This window comes from Ruegeria sp. (genome assembly GCF_965199275.1).
Taxonomy (GTDB): domain Bacteria; phylum Pseudomonadota; class Alphaproteobacteria; order Rhodobacterales; family Rhodobacteraceae; genus Ruegeria.
Map to the genome: position 1 here is coordinate 666,525 of NZ_CBDAQX010000008.1, position 20,183 is coordinate 686,707.

Annotated in this window: 15 protein-coding genes and 1 pseudogene; 7 read left to right on the forward strand and 9 right to left on the reverse strand. The window is 60.2% G+C overall.

The window, feature by feature from the left end; translation table 11 throughout:
- Window positions 1-4: 4 nt before the first annotated feature.
- Together ACOERD_RS05600 and ACOERD_RS05605 are read right to left on the reverse strand one after the other, a co-directional pair.
- On the reverse strand, window positions 5-1,576 hold the full coding sequence (locus ACOERD_RS05600) for a Re/Si-specific NAD(P)(+) transhydrogenase subunit alpha (protein ID WP_170554269.1): 1,572 nt from the start codon (window positions 1,574-1,576) through the stop codon (window positions 5-7).
- Window positions 1,577-1,706: 130 nt separating this feature from the next.
- The gene (locus ACOERD_RS05605; protein WP_419738318.1) at window positions 1,707-2,156 is read right to left on the reverse strand and encodes a methyltransferase family protein; all 450 of its coding nucleotides are present in this window, start codon (window positions 2,154-2,156) and stop codon (window positions 1,707-1,709) included.
- Between the two features lie 193 nt (window positions 2,157-2,349).
- On the opposite strand from ACOERD_RS05605, the gene kynU reads away from it, so the two are divergent.
- Entirely contained in the window at window positions 2,350-3,543 is a 1,194-nt protein-coding gene (gene kynU, locus ACOERD_RS05610; protein WP_419738319.1) for a kynureninase, read from the forward strand.
- On the opposite strand, the gene ACOERD_RS05615 is transcribed toward kynU, so the two are convergent.
- Window positions 3,536-4,114 (reverse strand): TetR/AcrR family transcriptional regulator, encoded by a 579-nt coding sequence (locus tag ACOERD_RS05615; protein WP_419738320.1) that lies wholly within the window; start codon window positions 4,112-4,114, stop codon window positions 3,536-3,538. The genes kynU and ACOERD_RS05615 overlap by 8 nt on opposite strands.
- 97 nt (window positions 4,115-4,211) lie before the next feature.
- On the opposite strand from ACOERD_RS05615, the gene ACOERD_RS05620 reads away from it, so the two are divergent.
- Window positions 4,212-4,676, forward strand: a complete 465-nt coding sequence (locus ACOERD_RS05620; protein WP_170375059.1) for a (2Fe-2S)-binding protein — start codon at window positions 4,212-4,214, stop codon at window positions 4,674-4,676.
- 3 nt (window positions 4,677-4,679) lie between these two features.
- On the forward strand, window positions 4,680-6,920 hold the full coding sequence (locus tag ACOERD_RS05625) for a molybdopterin cofactor-binding domain-containing protein (protein WP_419738321.1): 2,241 nt from the start codon (window positions 4,680-4,682) through the stop codon (window positions 6,918-6,920).
- 173 nt (window positions 6,921-7,093) lie between these two features.
- On the opposite strand, the gene ACOERD_RS05630 is transcribed toward ACOERD_RS05625, so the two are convergent.
- Window positions 7,094-8,836, reverse strand: coding sequence for an IS1634 family transposase (locus ACOERD_RS05630; RefSeq protein ID WP_419738049.1), 1,743 nt, complete (start codon window positions 8,834-8,836; stop codon window positions 7,094-7,096).
- 133 nt (window positions 8,837-8,969) lie between these two features.
- Between ACOERD_RS05630 and ACOERD_RS05635 the strand changes: the two are divergent.
- A pseudogene (locus ACOERD_RS05635) lies at window positions 8,970-9,857 on the forward strand (molybdopterin cofactor-binding domain-containing protein); the annotation flags it as partial.
- Window positions 9,858-9,907: 50 nt separating this feature from the next.
- On the opposite strand, the gene ACOERD_RS05640 reads toward ACOERD_RS05635, so the two are convergent.
- The 3 genes from ACOERD_RS05640 to ACOERD_RS05650 form a co-directional block, all read right to left on the reverse strand.
- Window positions 9,908-10,687, reverse strand: coding sequence for a gamma-glutamyl-gamma-aminobutyrate hydrolase family protein (locus tag ACOERD_RS05640; RefSeq protein WP_170467954.1), 780 nt, complete (start codon window positions 10,685-10,687; stop codon window positions 9,908-9,910).
- 230 nt (window positions 10,688-10,917) lie between these two features.
- The gene (locus ACOERD_RS05645; protein WP_170467956.1) at window positions 10,918-11,343 is read right to left on the reverse strand and encodes a heme-binding protein; all 426 of its coding nucleotides are present in this window, start codon (window positions 11,341-11,343) and stop codon (window positions 10,918-10,920) included.
- Between the two features lie 95 nt (window positions 11,344-11,438).
- Window positions 11,439-13,574: a malate synthase G gene (locus ACOERD_RS05650; protein WP_419738322.1), complete on the reverse strand. Its 2,136-nt coding sequence runs from the start codon at window positions 13,572-13,574 to the stop codon at window positions 11,439-11,441.
- Window positions 13,575-13,781: 207 nt separating this feature from the next.
- Here ACOERD_RS05650 and pepN point away from each other — a divergent pair, with 207 nt between their 5' ends.
- The 3 genes from pepN to ACOERD_RS05665 all read left to right on the forward strand — a co-directional run bounded on the left by pepN (window position 13,782) and on the right by ACOERD_RS05665 (window position 18,108).
- On the forward strand, window positions 13,782-16,334 hold the full coding sequence (gene pepN, locus ACOERD_RS05655; RefSeq protein WP_419738323.1) for an aminopeptidase N: 2,553 nt from the start codon (window positions 13,782-13,784) through the stop codon (window positions 16,332-16,334).
- A complete protein-coding gene (locus ACOERD_RS05660; protein ID WP_419738324.1) occupies window positions 16,331-16,759 on the forward strand; it encodes a hypothetical protein in 429 nt (142 codons plus the stop codon). The genes pepN and ACOERD_RS05660 overlap by 4 nt, the downstream gene beginning before the upstream one ends.
- Window positions 16,760-17,001: 242 nt before the next feature.
- The gene (locus ACOERD_RS05665; RefSeq protein ID WP_419738325.1) at window positions 17,002-18,108 is read left to right on the forward strand and encodes a hypothetical protein; all 1,107 of its coding nucleotides are present in this window, start codon (window positions 17,002-17,004) and stop codon (window positions 18,106-18,108) included.
- Between the two features lie 334 nt (window positions 18,109-18,442).
- Here ACOERD_RS05665 and ACOERD_RS05670 read toward each other — a convergent pair whose 3' ends face one another.
- Entirely contained in the window at window positions 18,443-18,913 is a 471-nt protein-coding gene (locus ACOERD_RS05670; protein ID WP_419738326.1) for a hypothetical protein, read from the reverse strand.
- A complete protein-coding gene (locus tag ACOERD_RS05675) occupies window positions 18,898-20,124 on the reverse strand; it encodes a phage minor head protein (protein ID WP_419738327.1) in 1,227 nt (408 codons plus the stop codon). Before ACOERD_RS05675 ends, ACOERD_RS05670 begins: the two co-directional genes overlap by 16 nt.
- Window positions 20,125-20,183 lie beyond the last annotated feature (59 nt).

Sequence of the window (20,183 nt, forward strand, 5' to 3'; positions counted from 1 at the left end):
CTCCTTAGGATTTCTGGAACATGGCGAGCATGCGCCGGGTTACGAGGAAGCCACCGAAGATATTGATCCCGGCCATGAACACGGACAGTGCCGCCAGCAGAATAACCAGGAACGACCCGGACCCGATCTGCATCAAAGCCCCGACGATAATGATCGACGAGATCGCGTTGGTGATCGCCATCAGCGGTGTGTGCAAGCTGTGCGCAACGCCCCAGATCACCTGGAAGCCCACAAAGATCGCCAAAACAAAGACGATAAAGTGCTGCATGAAGCTTGCCGGAGCGATCAGCCCCACCAGCAACATCAGCGCGCCACCAACACCCAGCAGGGTGAACTGCTGCTTGGTCTGTGCCTTGAAGGCTGCGATTTCCTGCGCCTTTTTCTCTTCCGGGGTCAGTTCCTTGACCTCGGGTTTCTTTTGCGCCGCAATCGCCTGCACCTTGGGCGGTGGCGGCGGGAAGGTTATCTCCCCCTCATGGGTCACGGTTGCACCGCGGATAACGTCATCTTCCATATCGTGATTGATCTGACCGTCCTTCTCGGGCGTCAGGTCTGCCATCATGTGACGGATGTTGGTCGCGTACAGAGACGACGCCTGCGCCGCCATCCGGCTGGGGAAGTCGGTGTAACCGATGATGGTCACGCCATTGTCGGTTACGATCTTCTCATCCGCAACGGTCAGCTTACAGTTGCCGCCCTTTTCCGCTGCCAAATCGACGATGACCGAGCCCGGCTTCATCGCTTCGACCATATCCTTGGTCCAAAGCTCGGGCGCTTCACGGTTCGGGATCAGCGCGGTGGTGATCACGATGTCCATCTCGGGCGCCAACTCACGGAACTTGGCCAACTGCGCTTCGCGGAACTCCTCCGACTGAACCGAGGCATAGCCGCCGGTGGCCGCGCCGTCCTGCTGGTCTTCTTCAAAGTCCAGATAGACAAACTCGGCCCCCATCGACTCGACCTGTTCGGCCACTTCGGGGCGCACGTCGAACGCATAAGTGATCGCACCCAGCGACGTAGAGGTACCAATCGCCGCCAGACCGGCAACACCGGCACCCACGATCAGCACCTTCGCAGGCGGTACCTTTCCGGCCGCCGTCACCTGACCCGTGAAGAAACGGCCAAAGTTGTTACCCGCCTCTATCACCGCGCGATACCCGGCGATGTTCGCCATCGAGGACAGCGCGTCCATTTTCTGCGCACGGGAAATACGCGGAACCATCTCCATCGCAATTACATTCGCGCCTTTGGACTTGGCAGCCTCCATCCCTTCTTCGTTCCCGGCCGGGTTGAAGAATGAGATCAGCGTCTTGCCTTTGGTCAGACGCTTCAGCTCGGTCTCATTCGGCTGGCGCACCTTGGCAACGATATCTGCAGCTTTCCAAAGCGACGCCGCGGTTTTCATAACCTCGACACCGGCCTCTTCGTAAGCCGCATCAGAAAAGCCCGCCGCAGCACCGGCACCCTTTTCGATCAGGCAGTCATAGCCCAGTTTTTGCAGCTGGCGCGCCGAGTCCGGCGTCATCGCCACCCGGTTCTCACCGTCAAAAACTTCTTTTGGCGTTCCTATCTTCAACGGAGAGCCTCCTTTACTTTAGATATGTTCGCGCGAGTTCTTTGCATCTTTTGTTCAATCCCCACCTACATTGCGAAAGATTATTTCGCAACTGCAGCATTCGTTACGTTGTGTCATTGGCAGTACACCTTCAAATCCAGCGTCGCGTCTTTTGCGCATAACGGGCGAAGTCAGCGCGAAATTTGCGGCGCAAGCGGTCCTCTTCCGGCTCGATAAAGCGGCGTTCCAGGATCCAGACGAAAATCGGCACCAGAACCAGCGACAGCACCGCATCGAAACGCAGGATCAAACCGGTCAGGATAAGGACGTCCCCCAAATAGATTGGGTTCCGGCTGCGTTTGAAAATTCCGCTTTGCACCATGCTGGATGGGGTCTGGTGTGGCATTACCGTCGTCTGATGGCGGCGGAATTCGACGACCGCCAGAACAGCCAAAAGAATACCGCCCCCGATTAGCACGCCGCTGGCAAGATCAGTCAACCACCCTTCAAGGGACAGTCCAAAGGACAGGTGTTGCGCTTGAAACCACGCGAGGCAAGCCGCCCCCAGCAACCAGATCGGAGGGATGTCGATTTTCTGCATTCGCGCTGATTACCTGTCGATATCTCTCAAAGAAAGTGTCGTTTTCGACAGTTTGTCTACCGCTTTCCGACCTTAAGATCAAAACATCAAAAGGTCGCGGCAATTTATTTCGAAGATATGCGTCGGTAGACAGCGCTTAGCGCATCCGATAGCCAACGGATATAACCAAAATAAACAACAGGGCCCAGCCGGAATGACCGACTTCAAAGCAACCAAAGCCATGTTCGAACTGCCCGAAGGCATTCTCTATCTTGACGGCAACTCTCTGGGTCCGTTGCCAAAGGCGGTTGATGCGCGTCTGCACCAGACGGCGACGCAGGAATGGGGGCAGATGCTGATTACCGGTTGGAACAAGGCCGGATGGATGGGATTGCCCACGGGTCTGGGGGATCGGATCGGATGCCTGATCGGGGCAGAGGCAGGCAGCGTTGTGGTGGGTGACACGCTGTCGATCAAAGTCTATCAGGCCGTTGCTTCGGCGTTGGAGCTGAACCCGAACCGCAAGGTTGTGCTGTCGGACAACGGCAATTTCCCATCCGATCTGTATATGGCGGACGGATTGCTGCGCTCGCTGGGCGCGGAGTACGAATTGCGCGTCGTCGCCCCGGAAGAGGTCGCTGAAAACATCACAGAAGACGTCGCCGTTCTGATGCTGACCGAGGTCGACTATCGCACCGGCCGTATGCACGACATGAAAGCTCTGACCGAGTTGGCCCATGCCAACGGTGTGGTGACGGTTTGGGATCTGGCCCATTCTGCCGGTACAATTCCGGTCGATCTGGCCGGGTGCAATGCCGATTTCGCGGTCGGATGCACATACAAATACCTCAACGGCGGCCCCGGCGCGCCCGCGTTCATCTACGTCGCCCCGCGCCTGACCGACCGTGTCCGCCCCGCGCTTTCGGGATGGTTGGGGCACGAAGCACCTTTTGCCTTCGATCTCGACTATCGTCCCGGTTCGGGGATCGAGAGGATGCGGGTCGGCACCCCTCCGATCTTGCAAATGGCGGCGCTTTCTGCGGCGATGGATGTCTGGGACATGGCCGAGATGGCCGATGTCCGGGCGAAATCCATCGCACTGACCGAGTTGTTCATTGCAAAGGTCGAGGCCACTTGCCCCGGCATAACCCTCGCCAGCCCACGCGATCCGGCGCAGCGTGGCAGTCAGGTCTCATTCCACTTTGCCGAAGGATATGCGGCCATGCAGGCGCTGATTGCCCGCGGCGTGATCGGAGATTTCCGCGCGCCGGACATCATGCGCTTTGGCTTCACGCCGCTTTATGTTGACGAGAACGACGTGGAACAGGCCGCAGATATTCTGGCGGACATCATCACCAACGACCTGTGGGACCAACCCGAGTACAAAATCCGCCAGCGGGTTACCTGACCTCGAGCCCGGCGCCCAGCAATTCCGCCAATTGCGAGATACGTTGCTCGAATTCAGCTGCGTTGGTTGCGGTCATCTTGACGCCCATCAGGGTCGCGGTGATGGTCTTCGCTGTCTCTTCCGGGCCGTTGGGTAGGTGGACGCGTCCGGCACTGTCTTCGCGGTGCAACCAGTCGGCATAAAGCGCGGTCATTTCCGCCTCACCCTCGGCCAAAATGTCCGAGGCGGTCGATTTGCTGGTATCCAGCATCTCGCGCCCGTGGGGAGAGGTCAGTATCTCAGCCAACCCCTTGATCTGGCCGTCAATCGCACGCGCCAAACGCTGGGACACGCTACCACTGCCCGACAAGGCCTGCGATACGTTTGCGGTCTTCTCGGCGTAATGCGCGCGCGTCAGGCTGCGCACGATCGCCTCTTTGTTCTTGTAGTGCAAATATACGGCTGGGCGCGACATGCCCGCCCCTTTGGCGATGTCGTCCATCGAGGTTTTGCGAAACCCATAGGCCGCGAACGCCTCAAGCGCCGACGCAAGAATGGCCTGTTGCCGCGGATCGTCCTGTTTTTCCGTCATGAAACCGATCTGACATTTTTCGTTTATTTTGTCAATTGACATACTGACATTTTCAGACAATTATGTCAGAAACCGCCACAGCTACGAGAGGTGTGCCATGGCAACCGCGCTGAAGATCAACGGCAAGCAACATCAGGTTGACCTGCCCGACGACGTCCCCCTGCTTTGGGTCCTCCGGGATGAGGTCGGCCTGACCGGAACCAAATTCGGCTGCGGCGTGGCCGCCTGCGGCGCCTGCACCGTGCATATCGATGGTGAAGCCGTTCGCTCGTGCCAAGTGTCGCTGTCCGATGTCTGGGGCGATGTGACTACGATCGAAGGCATCGGTTCGCCCGAAGCGATGGCCGTCATCCAGCAGGCCTGGGTGGATCATCAGGTAGCACAATGTGGTTATTGCCAGTCCGGTCAGATCATGCAGGCGGCGGCTTTGTTGGCCGAAAACCCCGCTCCAACGGATGCGGACATAGACGACGCGATGCAGGGCAACCTGTGCCGCTGTGGCACCTATCCCCGCATCCGCGCCGCGATCCAAGACGCCGCTGGCAAGTTGCAGGAGGCTTAAGAGATGGGCAAAGTTGGGAAAATTCTGCGCCGCACTTTCCTTATCGGCTCGGCCGCCATCGTCGGCGGTGTGGCCTTTGGTGCCTACTACGTCACCCGTCCCGCCCCGAACCCGCTGAAACCTGGCGAGGGTGAGGCCGCGCTGAACCCATTCATTCTGATCGACCAGAATGGCGTCACCCTCTTCGCCCCGCGTGCCGAAATGGGACAGGGCGTTAAGACGACCTGGGCTGCTTTGATCGCCGAGGAGTTGGATGTCGATCTTGACCAGATCAACGTGCTGCATGGCCCTGCTGCGGCGGCGTATTACAATTCCGCATTGGTTGGCGAAGGACTGCCGAACAAGGGCTACGACATCTCGAACTTCCAGCACAATCTGGGTGAGGCGCTGGGTGTCCTCGGCAAAGCGCTGAGCCTTCAGGTTACCGGTGGCTCGACCTCGATGAAAGACGGGTTCGAGCGGATGCGGCAGGCCGGCGCGTCGGCCCGCGAGACACTGAAACGGGCAGCTGCCGACCGTCTGGGGGTTGATCCATCGCAACTACAGACGGCCTCTGGGCACGTCATCGCGCCCAATGGCGACAAGATCGCCTACACCGACCTCGCGATGGATGCGGCCGGTCTTGAGCCGGTCGAGGTGCCTCTGCGTGACCCGTCCGAATGGCGGTATCTGGGCCAGACCCATCCACGTCTGGACATGGTTGGCAAAGCGACTGGCACCGCAGAATTCGGCGTAGATGTCCGCCTGCCCGGTATGAAATTTGCAGCCGTGAGAATGAACCCCAAGCTGGGAGGCGCGATGAAAGGCTATGACGACAGCGCCGCAAAAGACATGCCGGGGGTCGAACAGATCGTCGATCTGGGCACTGGCGTTGCGGTCATCGCCAACAACACATGGCTCGCCAATCAAGCGGTTGAGGCGATCGACGTGGATTGGGGCGATGCCCCCTACCCGCCGGAAACCGACGGCATCTTCGCCAAGATCGCAGAGGCGTTTGACGACTCCCCGAACTCGACCATGCGCGACGACGGCGACGTCAGCGTCACGCCCGAGGGCGCGACCGAAATCACCGCCGAATACCGCCTGCCCTATCTGGCGCACGCTACGATGGAGCCGATGAACGCCACCGCGCTTTTCACCGGAGACGCGCTGGAACTGTGGTGCGGCAATCAAGCGCCCACTCTGATCCAATTCCGCATCGCCAATACCGCCGGTCTGGATACGGATGCGGTGCAGATCCACACCACCTATCTGGGCGGTGGGTTTGGTCGTCGTGGGGAACTGGATTTCGGCGAGATCGCCACCAAGGTCGCCATGGCGATGCCTGGCACTCCGGTCCAGACGACCTGGAGCCGGGAAGAGGACATGCGCCACGACTATTACCGCCCTGGCGCGATCGCTCGGCTGCGTGGCGCCGTGAAGGACGGCAAAGCAGTACTGATCGACGGCGCGGTTGCCTCGCAATCCTGCACTCAGCAAGCGGTTGAGCGCTATACCGGAATGCCCGGTGCGGGCCCTGACAAAGTTCTGGTCGAGGGCTTCTTCAACCAACCTTATGCGGTTCCGAACTACCGGATGAGCGGCCACATCGCGAAGCTCGACGTGCCTGTTGGCTTCTGGCGCTCGGTCGGCAACAGCCATAACGGCTTTTTCCACGAAACTTTCATGGATGAGATGGCCCATGCCGCAGGCCGTGACCCGTTGGAATTCCGGCTGGAGCTGATGAAGACCGAGCACGCCCCCTCGGCAGGTTGCCTTGAGGCCGTGAAAGAGATGTCTGGCTGGACCGGCCAAACCCCGGCTGGCGTCGGACGAGGTGTCGCTTTTACCTACAGCTTTGGCACTCCGGTCGCGCAGGTGATCGAGGTGGTCGACGAAGACGGCACGATCCGCATCAACAAGGCGTGGATCGCCTGTGACATGGGTCTCGCGTTGGACCCTGAAAACGTCAAAGCGCAGATGTTCGGCGGGATGATGTACGGGCTGAGTGCCGCTTGCTACGGCGAGATCACCTTTGCCGAGGGCGAAGTCGAACAGTTCAACTTCCCCGACTATGACGCACTTCGCATGCACACGGCTCCGCAGGTCGAAGTGCGCGTTCTCGAGACCAACCGCCATATGGGCGGCGCAGGTGAGCCCGGCACCCCCCCCTCGATGCCGGCCTTAGGTAATGCGTTGTTTGATCTGACCGGAGAACGCGCGCGAACCCTGCCGCTGATCAATCAGTTCGACCTGCTGATTTGATCGCGACGTACCGGTCCGGCGTCCCCTCCCGGCCGGACCGGTGCCTAAACTTAAGCTGTTTCCTGACTTCCGACATTTTTTCGTATAAGTCATTGATATTATTATGCCTTGGTTGCCAAAAGGCACTACACGGACTTTTTTCGCCAGCGATTGTTTCGGAGTGTTGAGGGAGCTCAGGCTTTGGTCTGGCCAGTTTTTCGGGTGCGCCCGGGGGGTATCTTGAAAGGGGCTTCGTTCCAGGTCAGGCCGACGCAGGTGAGGATGCGTCTGGCATCGACCGTGGCATGGCTTGGCATGCCGTAGCGGTCAGGGGTGCCTTTGTGGCGCAGGATCGAGAGCTGCAATGCGTTCAACTCGTTGCGGATACGAGCCGGGCTCATCGGGTGTCCGAGCAGGTCCAGATGCTTGCGCAGGTGCTGCAGGCAGCAGAAGGCCATGTAGCAGATGGCGATATGGGCCCGGACCCGACGCGGCGACCAGTGATAGATGGGCCGGATTTTCAGATCGTGCTTGTTGGTGCGGAAGCAGGCTTCGATCTCCCACAACTGGTGATAGCGGGCAATGACGTCCTGTGCCTCCAGTTCGTCCGCACCATGAACAACAATGGCATGCAGCCCGTCCCATTGTGCCGCTGCCTTGATCTTTGCATCATCCAGCGTGACGTCCCCGCTGTCGGGGAAGGCCAGGAAGCGGCCATATCCCCGGCTGCTGAAGCTGCCGGGTTTGCGAGAGCGCTTGAGCTTCTTGTGCAGCTTTTCGATTGCCTTGTCGCGCTTGTGGGCATCATTGCGTGCCCGGGTGGGTGACCAGGTCACAATGACCCGCGCTCCCTCCTGGTCGATCACCTTGTACCAGCCCTTCTCGGTTGCCTCTTCAGAACCGTGTCCAGCCCAAGGCTGGCGTCCCTCCGGGCTCAAAATGTTCGCCTTCACGGCGGCCGGGGCGGACTTCATGCGATAGCCGAGGATGTAGGGCAGACCCTTGTTCTGCAACATCTGCTGGTTGTCCTTGCTGAGCATGGCGGCATCGGCCACGAACGTGACCCTGGCCACGTCGAAGCGTCCCTCCAACGCCTTCAGCGCAGCTTCCAGCGTATGACCTTCCCAGGTGTTTCCCGGGAAGAGTTCATAGCCCACAGGCAGCCCATCGGAGGTGACGATCAGCGCCAGCATGACCTGAGCGCGGTGATGCTTGCCATCCTTGCTGAAGCCCTTGGCCAGAAGATGATCCTGCTCGACCCCGTCCGCATCCTCGGCCGGGTCCTCGCGCTCGGTGTCAAAGGCCAGGGTCGTGCAATCGTAGAACAGCACGGTCACTGGCCCGCCCAGCAACTTCTCTGCCGCCGCGTGAGAGGTTTTGCAAATCCCGTCTATCACCGGCGTATTGATGTAATCCATGCTCCGATAGACCACGTCCAGATTGAGCGTGATGCCTGCCTGGTTCTCCAACGCCTCCACGGTCGCGCGCTTGCTCTCGGGCTGTGCGATCCGCGCCATAACCAGCTCTTTCACAATGCGATTGGCACTTTTACGCGCCGCCCCCAGAAGGGCCCCCCAACCCAGTTGGTCATACATCGTCCCCATGACATCCCGCAGACCCAGAGAGACCCGCGCCTCCTCACGGCACTCGACAAGATCAACGCCAAGCTTGTCCGGCCGCGGAGCGCGGCGCACCAGCGCCTGCAGATCGGCATATTCCGTGGGCGTGAACAGTTCCATTTGCGGCGAGCGATCAATGCGTAATTGCTCCATCAAGCGGCCCGCCAGACGCTTGATATCCTCAATCTCGCTGTCGTTATGGGCCACACCCACATGGCGCAGGATCTTCTGGCGTACCTTGGAGCCGGTGCGGACGGATTCAACGATCTGGATCCGTGTGCGGTTGAGCTTTGCGTCATGTTTGGTGCGGATGAACATGGGCGAAGAGGTTAGCCATCTGAAGGCCCATGTCAATACTTTTTATAATAATGGGGCACTACAACGCGCCTCTGAGCAACCACACCTGAAAACAAACCAAAAACCCAGTCAGATCAACAAAAAGGTCGGAAGTCAGGAGGACATGCGCCACGACTATTACCGCCCTGGCGCGATCGCTCGGCTGCGTGGCGCCGTGAAGGACGGCAAAGCAGTACTGATCGACGGCGCGGTTGCCTCGCAATCCTGCACTCAGCAAGCGGTTGAGCGCTATACCGGAATGCCCGGTGCGGGCCCTGACAAAGTTCTGGTCGAGGGCTTCTTCAACCAACCTTATGCGGTTCCGAACTACCGGATGAGCGGCCACATCGCGAAGCTCGACGTGCCTGTTGGCTTCTGGCGCTCGGTCGGCAACAGCCATAACGGCTTTTTCCACGAAACTTTCATGGATGAGATGGCCCATGCCGCAGGCCGTGACCCGTTGGAATTCCGGCTGGAGCTGATGAAGACCGAGCACGCCCCCTCGGCAGGTTGCCTTGAGGCCGTGAAAGAGATGTCTGGCTGGACCGGCCAAACCCCGGCTGGCGTCGGACGAGGTGTCGCTTTTACCTACAGCTTTGGCACTCCGGTCGCGCAGGTGATCGAGGTGGTCGACGAAGACGGCACGATCCGCATCAACAAGGCGTGGATCGCCTGTGACATGGGTCTCGCGTTGGACCCTGAAAACGTCAAAGCGCAGATGTTCGGCGGGATGATGTACGGGCTGAGTGCCGCTTGCTACGGCGAGATCACCTTTGCCGAGGGCGAAGTCGAACAGTTCAACTTCCCCGACTATGACGCACTTCGCATGCACACGGCTCCGCAGGTCGAAGTGCGCGTTCTCGAGACCAACCGCCATATGGGCGGCGCAGGTGAGCCCGGCACCCCCCCCTCGATGCCGGCCTTAGGTAATGCGTTGTTTGATCTGACCGGAGAACGCGCGCGAACCCTGCCGCTGATCAATCAGTTCGACCTGCTGATTTGATCGCGACGTACCGGTCCGGCGTCCCCTCCCGGCCGGACCGGTGCCTAAACTTAAGCTGTTTGTTGCAGGAACCGCGTGCTTGATCCAGCGGACCAGGCTTTGACGGCCGCGCCAAACGCCTCAAACAACGGGCGCGAGACCGGGTCATTTGCAGCATCCCATTCCGGGTGCCATTGGACCGAGAGGGTGAAGCCCGGCGCATCTTTGACATAAATCGCCTCGGGCGTGCCATCCGGTGCAAGGCCGTCGATCACAACGTTCTGACCTACGGCCTTGATCCCCTGACCGTGCAGCGTATTGGTCATCACTTCGCGCGCGCCGAACAGCCGGTGGAACACGCCGCCTTCGTTCAGAGTTACGACGTGGCGAAGGGCAAACTTCTCCTCAAGCGTTCCATCCGGAGGCATCCGGTGGTTTTGCCGTCCCGGAAGGTCGCGGATCTCGGGATACAGCGTCCCACCCATCGCCACGTTAACCTCCTGAAACCCCCGGCAAATTCCAAAAAACGGCTGGCCCCGCTCAACACAGGCACGCACCAGCGGCAAGGTGATCGCATCGCGCGCCCGGTCGAAATCGCCATGCGCTTCAGTCGGCGGCTCACCGTATTCCTCGGGGTGAACATTCGGTCGACCGCCCGTCAGAAGAAACCCGTCGCAGGCGTCCAGCAACTCCTCGACCGAGACGTATCGTGGATCAGCCGGGATCAGCAGTGGCAAACACCCTGAAACATTCGCAACGGCATCCGAGTTCATCGTGCCACCGGCATGCGTCGGGTAGTTGTCATTCATCAAGTAAGAGTTGCCGATGATACCGACGACGGGTCGAGACATTCTGCTTTCCCAATTTGTTTCCTAAACGTGTGGAAAAGCTATCGGCAGGGACAACAGCGCGCAATAGCACAGGCCCTGTGTGTCAGCGCAAGTACGTGTTCAATGCCGCACATCTATTCAAACGATAGGACAGTGTGACAATCGGGCTCCCATTGCCCGCTAAACGTGCAATGCAAAAAGTCCAATTTGGGCGAGAGAGCCAGCGCAGGCTCTCCACTTTTTCAAGGAAATCAGCTTTCGCCAACAAGGTTCGCGGCTTCGATCCCTGCCATCGCCGCAAGCACGTCATTGTCCGATGTGTCGCCCGTCACGCCAACGGCGCCTATCACGGCACCTTTCTTGTCGCGCAGCAGTACTCCACCCGGCACCGGAATAACCTTACCGCCATAAACTCCGTTCACCGCAGCCATGAAATAGGCCTGCGCTTCGGCCCGCTGCATTTGCGCCGTCCCGGCCATACCCAACATGACCGAGCCATAGGCCTTGCCCTGCGCAATTCCAAACCGACCCGGGGCCGCGCCATCTTCGCGTTCGAACGCGATAACATGACCGCCTGCATCCAGCACAACGACCGAAAGCGGTTTCAATTCCAACCGGCGCCCCTCTTCCAGCGCTTTACGAATGATGGTGCGCGCCTTGCGCAAGGAAATTGCCATCCCTGATCCCTTTCATCTGGCTAAAAATATCCTCGGGGGAGTCGCGCCTCTGGCGCGATGGGGGCAGACAGCCCCCTCGGTCCCGTCCTATCCACTTAACCCAAGCTGGCTTTCAACTCCAAACGGCGGGCATGCAGGACCGGCTCGGTATAGCCCGACGGTTGCACACGACCCTTGAACACCAGATCGCAGGCCGCTTGGAAAGCAATGCCATCAAAGCCGGGGGCCATCGGATGATATGCAGCGTCTTCTTCGTTCTGACGGTCCACAACGGCGGCCATCTTCTGCATCGCCGCCATCACCTGTTCTTCGCTGACGACGCCGTGGTGCAACCAGTTGGCCAGCGCCTGGCTGGAAATCCGGCAGGTCGCACGATCTTCCATCAAACCAATGTCATTCAGGTCCGGCACTTTCGAGCATCCAACACCCTGATCGACCCAACGCACCACGTATCCGAGAATACCCTGCGCATTGTTCTCGATCTCGCGGGTGATCTCATCATCGCTGAGGTTGCGTCCGCCCAGCAGCGGAACGGACAGCAAATCCTCCAACGTGCCGCGTGCGCCACCGGCGGCCAGCTCATCCTGACGGGCCAGAACGTCGACCTTATGATAATGCGTGGCGTGCAGCGTCGCAGCGGTTGGCGAGGGAACCCATGCGCAAGTGGCACCAGATTGCGGATGGCCGATCTTGGCCTCCAGCATATCGCCCATGCGATCGGGCATCGCCCACATACCTTTGCCAATCTGCGCCTTGCCTTTCAGGCCACAGGCCAGACCGATATCGACGTTTCGATCCTCGTAGGACGCAATCCACGGTGTGTTCTTGATGTCGCCCTTGGGCAGCATCGGGCCTGCCTCCATCGAGGTGTGGATCTCGTCCCCGGTCCGGTCAAGGAAACCAGTATTGATGAAGGCCACGCGCGATTTCGCCGCCCGGATACATTCCTTGAGGTTGGCCGAAGTGCGCCGTTCCTCATCCATGATGCCCAGCTTCACGGTATTGCGCGGCAAGCCCAGGATGTCTTCGACCATGTCGAAAATCTCGACTGAGAAGGCGACCTCTTTGGGACCATGCATCTTCGGCTTCACCACATAGACCGACCCGGTGACTGAGTTTCCGCCCTCGCGCGCCAGATCGTGCATTGCGATCAACGTGGTACAGAGAGCGTCCATGAGGCCCTCGCCGATCTCGTTGCCCTCGGCATCCAAAACGGCCGGGTTGGTCATCAGATGGCCCACGTTGCGCACTAGCATCAGCGAGCGACCTTTGAGGCGCCCCTCAGCGCCTTTCACGTCCGTGAAGTCCAGATCAGCCGCCAACCGGCGGGTAAATGTCTTGCCGGACTTGCTGACCTCTTCGGTCAGGTCACCCTTCATCAGACCCAGCCAGTTGCCATAGGCAACAACCTTGTCGGCTGCATCCACACAGGCCACGGAATCCTCGCAATCCATGATCGTCGACAACGCGGACTCGAGCCGCACGTCCGAGATGTTGGCCGGATCAGCAGCGCCAATCGCGCTTATTGGGTCGATCATGATCTGAATGTGAAGACCGTTGTTTTTCAACAGGATGAATTCGGGCTTTTCAGCCGCGCCGCCGTGACCAACAAAGCTGGAGACGTCCTCCAGAGCAGGAACCAAAGCGCCTGCCTCAACGCTCAGTTTCGTGACATCCGACCAGGATCCGCTGGCCAATGGCACAGCATCGTCGAGAAACGCCTTGGCCCATGCAATGACACGCGTGCCGCGGGCCGCATCGTAGCCTCCGCCCGCAGGAAGATCGCCCATCGCATCCGTGCCATAGAGCGCGTCGTACAAGCTGCCCCATCGGGCGTTGGCAGCGTTAAGAGCAAAGCGCGCATTGGTGATTGGCACAACCAGCTGAGGGCCGGGCGTTGCGGCGATCTCGGCGTCGACATTGGCGGTTTCGATCTGGAAATCTTCGTCCTCTTCCACCAGATACCCGATCTTGTGCAGGAACGCTTGATAAGCCTCGGCGTCGTGAGCCTCACCTTTGCGCTCCAGGTGCCATGCGTCCAGTTGGCTTTGAATCTCTTGACGTTTGGCAAGCAATTCGCGGTTCTTGGGCCCCAATTCGGATACCATGCGTGACAGGCCATTCCAGAAGGTCTCGGCGGTGACACCGGTTCCGGGCAAAGCTTGACCTTCGATGAATGCGACCAGAACCGGATCGACCTGAAGTCCGCTGCGTGTCTGTCTGCTGGCCATTTTCTTCCTCTCCCACGAATGTACGCCACTGTATGCCGCCAGCATGTAGAGCGAAAGTTTCCGATAGGCAACGTATGCCGCTACGTTCTGGTAAGAAAATCTTACCAAAATGGCTAATCACCGTCACTGATAGCGGATATAGGCGGCTTGCAGCCCTGCCGCGATGCCCCTAACGTCGCCCTCGACCCAAGTTATGCGAGGCCCCCGATGCGCGACGCCTCCCCCACCACAATTTATCTGAAAGACTACACCCCGTTCGGGTATCTGGTGGACAACGTGCATCTGACATTTGATCTCGCAGCAAATGCCACCCGCGTCACATCCCACATCGCCTTTCGTCCGAATCCTGAGGCCAGCGATCGCACCTTTTTCCTGCATGGCGAGCAACTGAAGCTGATCCGCGCCTCCATCGACGGTGCCGAAGTGTCCCCAAACCTCACGCCTGAAGGACTGACGGTTGCCGCCCCCGACGCCCCCTTTGTCTGGGAGGCGGTGGTCGAGATCGACCCCGGCAATAACACCGCGCTTGAAGGGCTCTATATGTCGAACGGCATGTATTGCACCCAGTGCGAGGCCGAGGGATTCCGCAAGATCACCTACTACCCGGACCGCCCCGACGTGATGTCGACATTCACGGTGCGTATCAATGGCGACCTTCCGGTGCTGCTGTCCAACGGCAACCCGTCCGGCGAGGGCGAAGGCTGGGCCGAATGGACGGACCCATGGCCCAAACCCGCCTATCTGTTTGCTCTGGTCGCTGGAGACCTCATCGCGCATCCGGGTCAGTTCACCACCATGTCCGGTCGCGATGTCGAGTTGAACCTCTGGGTGCGCCCCGGCGACGAAGGCAAATGCGCCTTCGGGATGGAGGCGCTCAAGAAGTCCATAAAATGGGATGAGGACGTCTACGGCCGCGAATACGATCTGGACGTGTTCAACATCGTAGCCGTGGACGATTTCAACATGGGCGCGATGGAGAACAAGGGGCTGAACATCTTCAACTCTTCAGCCGTTCTGGCCAGCCCGGAAACCTCGACCGATGTGAATTTCGAGCGGATCGAGGCGATCATCGCGCATGAGTATTTCCACAACTGGACCGGCAACCGCATCACCTGCCGCGACTGGTTTCAGCTATGCCTCAAAGAGGGCCTGACCGTTTTCCGCGACGCGCAGTTCACCTCGGACATGCGCTCGGCCCCGGTCAAACGCATCCACGACGCCATCGACCTGCGCGCACGGCAGTTCCCCGAGGACAATGGCCCACTATCGCATCCTGTTCGGCCCGAGAGTTTTCAGGAAATCAACAACTTCTACACCTCAACCGTCTATGAGAAAGGCGCCGAGGTGATCGGGATGCTGAAACGTCTGGTCGGGGATGAGGCCTATGACAAGGCGCTGGATCTCTATTTCGACCGCCATGACGGGCAGGCCTGCACGATCGAGGATTGGCTGCAAGTCTTCGAGGACACCACAGGCCGCGACCTGAGCCAGTTCAAACGCTGGTACAGCCAGTCCGGCACCCCGCGCGTTTCCGTGGCCGAGGATTGGGCGGATGGCACCTATACGTTGACGCTGAGCCAACGCACCGAGCCGACTCCGGGACAGGAGGACAAGCAGCCTCAAGTCATTCCGATCGCAGTCGGCTTGCTGGGCCCGAACGGGGACGAGGTTCACGCAACCGAAGTGCTGGAGCTGACCGAGGCCGAGCAGAGCTTTTCCTTCACCGGGCTTGCGGCCAAACCCGTGCCCTCGATCCTGCGCGATTTCTCGGCCCCTGTGATCCTTGAACATGACACTTCGAATGCCGAGCGCGCCTTTCTGCTGGCCCATGACACCGATCCGTTCAACCGCTGGCAAGCGGGGCGCTCGCTGGCCGAGGACACTCTACTGCGCATGATCACCGAAGAGGCGACGCCGGATTCTGACTATCTGGATGGCCTTCTGGCCGTGCTGCGCGATGAATCACTGGACCCGGCCTATCGGGCCTTGATGCTGGGCCTTCCGACCCAATCCGAACTGGCCGCCGCCCTGCATGACAAGGGTGTCACGCCCGACCCGATGGCCATCTGGACTGCGGTCGAGACTCTCCGTCAAGCCACCGCGCAACATGTGCAGGACCTGCTGCCCAAACTGCACAGCGAAACACTCGTGGACGCCCCTTACCAACCGGATGCGGCGCAATCAGGCAAACGTGCGTTGGGCGGAGCGGCGCTCGCTCTCACCTCGAGGCTGGACGGCGGCAGCAAGGCCGCAGACGCGTACCAATCGGCCGACAATATGACCCTGCAACTGACCGCCCTGTCCTGCCTACTGCGCGCGGGCAAAGGTGAGGCGGAACTGTGTGCCTTCTACGACCAGTGGAAACATGACCGGCTGGTGGTCGACAAGTGGTTCGGCCTGCAGGTCTCGATGGCCGCCCCTCAGAGCACGGTCGAGACCGCGCGGACTCTGACAGAGCATCCTGATTTCAATTGGAAAAATCCCAACCGGTTCCGTGCCTTGATGGGATCGCTGGCCATGAACCATGCGGGCTTCCATCAGGAAAACGGAGCGGGCTATGCCCTGCTTGCCGATTGGCTGATCCGGTTGGATCCGGTGAACCCGCAGACCACGGCGCGCATGTGTTCGGCGTTCCAGACGTGGAAACGATATGACGCCGACCGTCAGGCGCTGATGCGCGCGCAGCTGCGCCGGATCGCCGACACGCCCGACCTGTCACGCGACACGACCGAGATGGTCTCGCGCATCCTCGGCGCATGACCTCGTTCAGCTTTACACGGCAAAACCGGAACCCGCGTGTGGTGGTCTTGCTGATCTGCATCTACGCGGTGCTGATCGGCCTGATCATTTTCCTGAACGCGGCCTGGTGGTTGATGGCGTTGCTCGCGTTGGCAACACTCCCGGCCGTCTGGGATATTGTTAAAGACACCAGCGCCGGGGTCGAACTGACCGACGGGAAACTACGCTGGTACACCGGCCAACGCAGCGGTCAACTGGACCTGTCCGAGGTTGACCGATTCCGATTTGACACCCGCTGGGATTTCTCGGTTCGCGTTTCAGCGGTGCTGAAATCGGACAAGCGTGTCCGCCTTCCGGATGAGTCGCTGCCCCCACACAAACAGTTCGAAGACGTGTTGCAGCAGGCGGGATTTACCGTTGAACGTCATCATTTTAGGGTTTTTTGAAACAATCCCAGGCCCACGGACTAATTGATCACACCTCGGACCAACGCGCGCAACGACTCCTTGAAATAGACACAGTTTTTGGCAAACTGGAGGGGTTACACGTTTGTTACAGTTCGAGTTTTGCCATGTTTCGGTCTTTCAGGGCGGTTGCCGCCCGTATTTTCGGCTCTTCCAATCCCACCTCTACGCCTTTGCCCGCGTCTGTTGCGGATGCAACGGCATGGCTTGTCGCCTCGGGGCAGTTGAACATCCCTATCGCGGAAACAGATGACACCGCCGGTCATCAGGTGATCGAACGCGGACGCCATCTGGCGCGTCAGGATATGTGGGTCGAACTCTCGCAAGAGATGCGGGCCGCGGATGACGCACACGAAACAACACCCTGCGGCCAGCCGATTGCCGACCTGTTAGGTTTTGGGGCACGCGCAGATGTTGTGCTGGCTGCGGAACATGCCTTGTCGGATGGCAGAACTCAGTCGGACTATGACTTTCTGGCAGGCATCTCTGAACTGGAGGGTGAAATTCAGAACCACCCCGATGATCCTATGATCGCCCTTGTGGTGGCATTGGCTCATATTGATTTGGCTTGGGCATGGCGTGGGACAGCAGACCCCAAAGACCTGCCTGCCCTGCATCAATCCCGGTGCGCCGCGCATTTCGACCGCGCTGCGGATTTGCTGAAGGACTGCCGCTCTACAATGCCGAACAGCCCAGCAATTGCCGCTGCGGATTGTGCCCTTTTGTCGGGCCACATCAGCCCGCGCACCCGTGTAGCGGACAAATACGAAGCGCTGATCACGCTTGACCCGCGAAACCATCGCCACATGCGCGCAATGGGCAGCCATCTTTTGCCACGCAGGTTCGGGACCTACGACCAGCTAGAAGTTCAGGCCCTACGCAACGCCGCGCGCACTCAAAAAACATGGGGCGCAGGTGGCTATACCTGGGTTCAGTTCGATGCCATTGCACTGGATGACGAAGCCTGCGCGCGTGTGGATGTCGAGTATTTTCTGGAAGGGTTGCACGACATCGTTGAACGCCGCCCCGACCAGCAGACGATCAACCTGTTGGCGGCCTATTGTTCGGTCACGCTGCAAAACGGGATGGGCCGCAACCCTAAGGCCGACATCGCCCGTAAACAGATTTGCGAGGCTGCAAACTGGTTGATCCGCGATCACCTGACCGAGCTGCACCCCCTGATCTGGGCCCATGCGGCGAACGGGTTCAGCAACAGCCTGCGCGTCAACTCGACCGAGCGCTTCGCCGCACGTGGCCGCCGGGATGCGCTGCGCGCGATCGCCAATCAACTGCGCGAGGAACTGCGCAGTGGTGTGCCACGACAGAATTAATGCTCAATCGGGCCTATCCGGGCCTATCCGGGCCTATCTGGGATGAGGGGCGTTAAACCGCGCAGAATAAGGGGTTTTTCGGGTGCTTGAGGAGGCGTGACGATGAGGGCTCAAAATCGGGCTTGCGACAGTGATTTGCCCAATCTCGACCGCTCAGTGGTTCAGATCGCCGGAAAACGCTGGTTTTTTCTTCGCATTTCAGGGCCCGGAATCGAGCGTATTTTCCACGATCTGCGCAGGCCAGAACACCCGGATTGCGCCGATCGGTCAGAGCGCGTGGCATTGGCGTTTAACGGGGCTTTGAAGATGCGTTTAGGGCCTGTGTTGGGGCGGTTCAGGAACGGGCCCACCAGTTGGGTGGTTCGATCCCGAGGATGTCCCATTGCGGTGTCCAGGCCTTGCCCACGGCATCAGGCCATCCATGCCGGGCTGCGGCCTCTTCCTCAGGGGTATCAAGGCGGTCGATACCGTGACCCTCGACCCATGCGGTGATCTGCGCAATGGCCTCGCGGACGCAATCCCGCAATCGGTGAATCTCTGCGGGTTCGGGCAGGCCCGCACCCCAGGGGAACCGCAGGCCGTTTCTGACAGCCCCGATGGAGCATCTCAGTTCCACGGCGAATCCGGCGCCGCAGGTCGGTTTGCCGGATTTGAGTGTTTGACGGAGCCAGTCCACGGATTGCCCTGGCTCATGATCGTAGAGGAAATCACCGAACAGCCGATCATCGAGCTCTTCGCGATCGCGTGGGTCGCACTCGGTGAGACCGTGCCTTTCGAGGTCTTCCCATGTCAGGAAACCAGCCATTCGAGAAGTCCTGCGATCAGTTGCTCCATGCGGTCTTCGCCAAAGCGCATCAGGTTGACGCGGCTGCCCCCGGCGATGGCGTGAGCATAGTTGACGTAGCCTGCGCGGTCCAGTGCGCTGGTGGCGGCATGGGAGGCCAGCCGCTGCATGGCGGGGGCGTTCATGTCGAGACCGGCCGCTTGCTCGTTGATGCGCAGCGTGGCCAGTTGCCAGAGGCGATTGGCGGTGTGGCCAAGCCCGGGGCGGGGATCGGTGGCGCGGAAGAGCGAGCCATCATGGCCCACGGCGACGACGCGCACGAGGCCGGGTCGCTTTTCCAGCTGCTCAAGATCAACAGATGACAGGGCTGCGGAATCGGGATGATTGTGCACGACGCCGATACGGCGGGCCGGGTCTCTCAATATGTCGAGCATCTCCGGAGACAAGTCGACCCGGTCTCGCGCGCCCTCCACCCATTCCACGGGTGCGGCATTGCCGCCACGCACGGGGGTGTCGGCGTCGAGATCGATGGCGGCGAGATGTTCATTGCCGGTTCTGAGGCCGCGTGCGCGGGCTTCGTGGATCAGCCCCAGTTCGATGCCGCGCGCCACCGGGTCCAGGCCCTCGGCGATGGCATCATGGCGGCCCTGCTCGGCGAGGAATGTGGCCCCGGGGTTGGTCTCAAAGCCCGGCGTGATGCCCTTGGGAACCTCAAGGCTGCGCCCGGTGCGGGGATCGGTCAGGCTGCGGGTTTCCATTGGTGGCTCGGTGGCGACGGTCAGGCCCCGGCGTTCCAGCGCGCGGGCGGAGAGCTGGCGGGTGGTACAGGCGCAGAAATAGCCGTTGGGCGGGAAATGCGCGGCCCACCAGATATGATCGACCGGCACAACCAGCCCGTGGAAAGGCTGATGCGCCGCGCGGCGGCTGGCGCGCTGGAGCTGGATATATTCGAGATAGGGAAAGACCTCTTTGGTGCGCTGGATGCGCATCCAGCGTCCGGCGGCATATGCGGTGCGCAGGTTGGTGTCGAATATGACGGCAAGGCGGCGTTTCGAGCCAAGCTGTACGATGCGGGTCTCGCCGGTGAGCGGATCGGTCATGCTCTTGCGGCCCCACCATCCGGCGGCCTTGAGCTTTGGCTCCAGCGCCGCGCGGAACTGCTCCATGGTCCAGCCCCCGGCGATGGCCTCGTCCACGGCTTCGCGGATCGTGGCCAGCAGATCGTCCTGCATCGCCTTGGCGACCACGAAGCCGCGCGCATGGGAGGCGCCCCACCAGTCGCGCCAGGAAT

Bases quoted from the DNA above. Each gene is read 5' to 3' on its own strand.
- ACOERD_RS05605 (WP_419738318.1), bottom strand. From the start codon at position 2,156: ATGCAGAAAATCGACATCCCTCCGATCTGGTTGCTGGGGGCGGCTTGC.
- kynU (WP_419738319.1), top strand. From the start codon at position 2,350: ATGACCGACTTCAAAGCAACCAAAGCCATGTTCGAACTGCCCGAAGGC.
- ACOERD_RS05615 (WP_419738320.1), bottom strand. From the start codon at position 4,114: ATGACGGAAAAACAGGACGATCCGCGGCAACAGGCCATTCTTGCGTCG.
- ACOERD_RS05620 (WP_170375059.1), top strand. From the start codon at position 4,212: ATGGCAACCGCGCTGAAGATCAACGGCAAGCAACATCAGGTTGACCTG.
- ACOERD_RS05625 (WP_419738321.1), top strand. From the start codon at position 4,680: ATGGGCAAAGTTGGGAAAATTCTGCGCCGCACTTTCCTTATCGGCTCG.
- ACOERD_RS05630 (WP_419738049.1), bottom strand. From the start codon at position 8,836: ATGTTCATCCGCACCAAACATGACGCAAAGCTCAACCGCACACGGATC.
- ACOERD_RS05640 (WP_170467954.1), bottom strand. From the start codon at position 10,687: ATGTCTCGACCCGTCGTCGGTATCATCGGCAACTCTTACTTGATGAAT.
- ACOERD_RS05645 (WP_170467956.1), bottom strand. From the start codon at position 11,343: ATGGCAATTTCCTTGCGCAAGGCGCGCACCATCATTCGTAAAGCGCTG.
- ACOERD_RS05650 (WP_419738322.1), bottom strand. From the start codon at position 13,574: ATGGCCAGCAGACAGACACGCAGCGGACTTCAGGTCGATCCGGTTCTG.
- pepN (WP_419738323.1), top strand. From the start codon at position 13,782: ATGCGCGACGCCTCCCCCACCACAATTTATCTGAAAGACTACACCCCG.
- ACOERD_RS05660 (WP_419738324.1), top strand. From the start codon at position 16,331: ATGACCTCGTTCAGCTTTACACGGCAAAACCGGAACCCGCGTGTGGTG.
- ACOERD_RS05670 (WP_419738326.1), bottom strand. From the start codon at position 18,913: ATGGCTGGTTTCCTGACATGGGAAGACCTCGAAAGGCACGGTCTCACC.
- ACOERD_RS05675 (WP_419738327.1), bottom strand. From the start codon at position 20,124: ATGCAGGACGATCTGCTGGCCACGATCCGCGAAGCCGTGGACGAGGCC.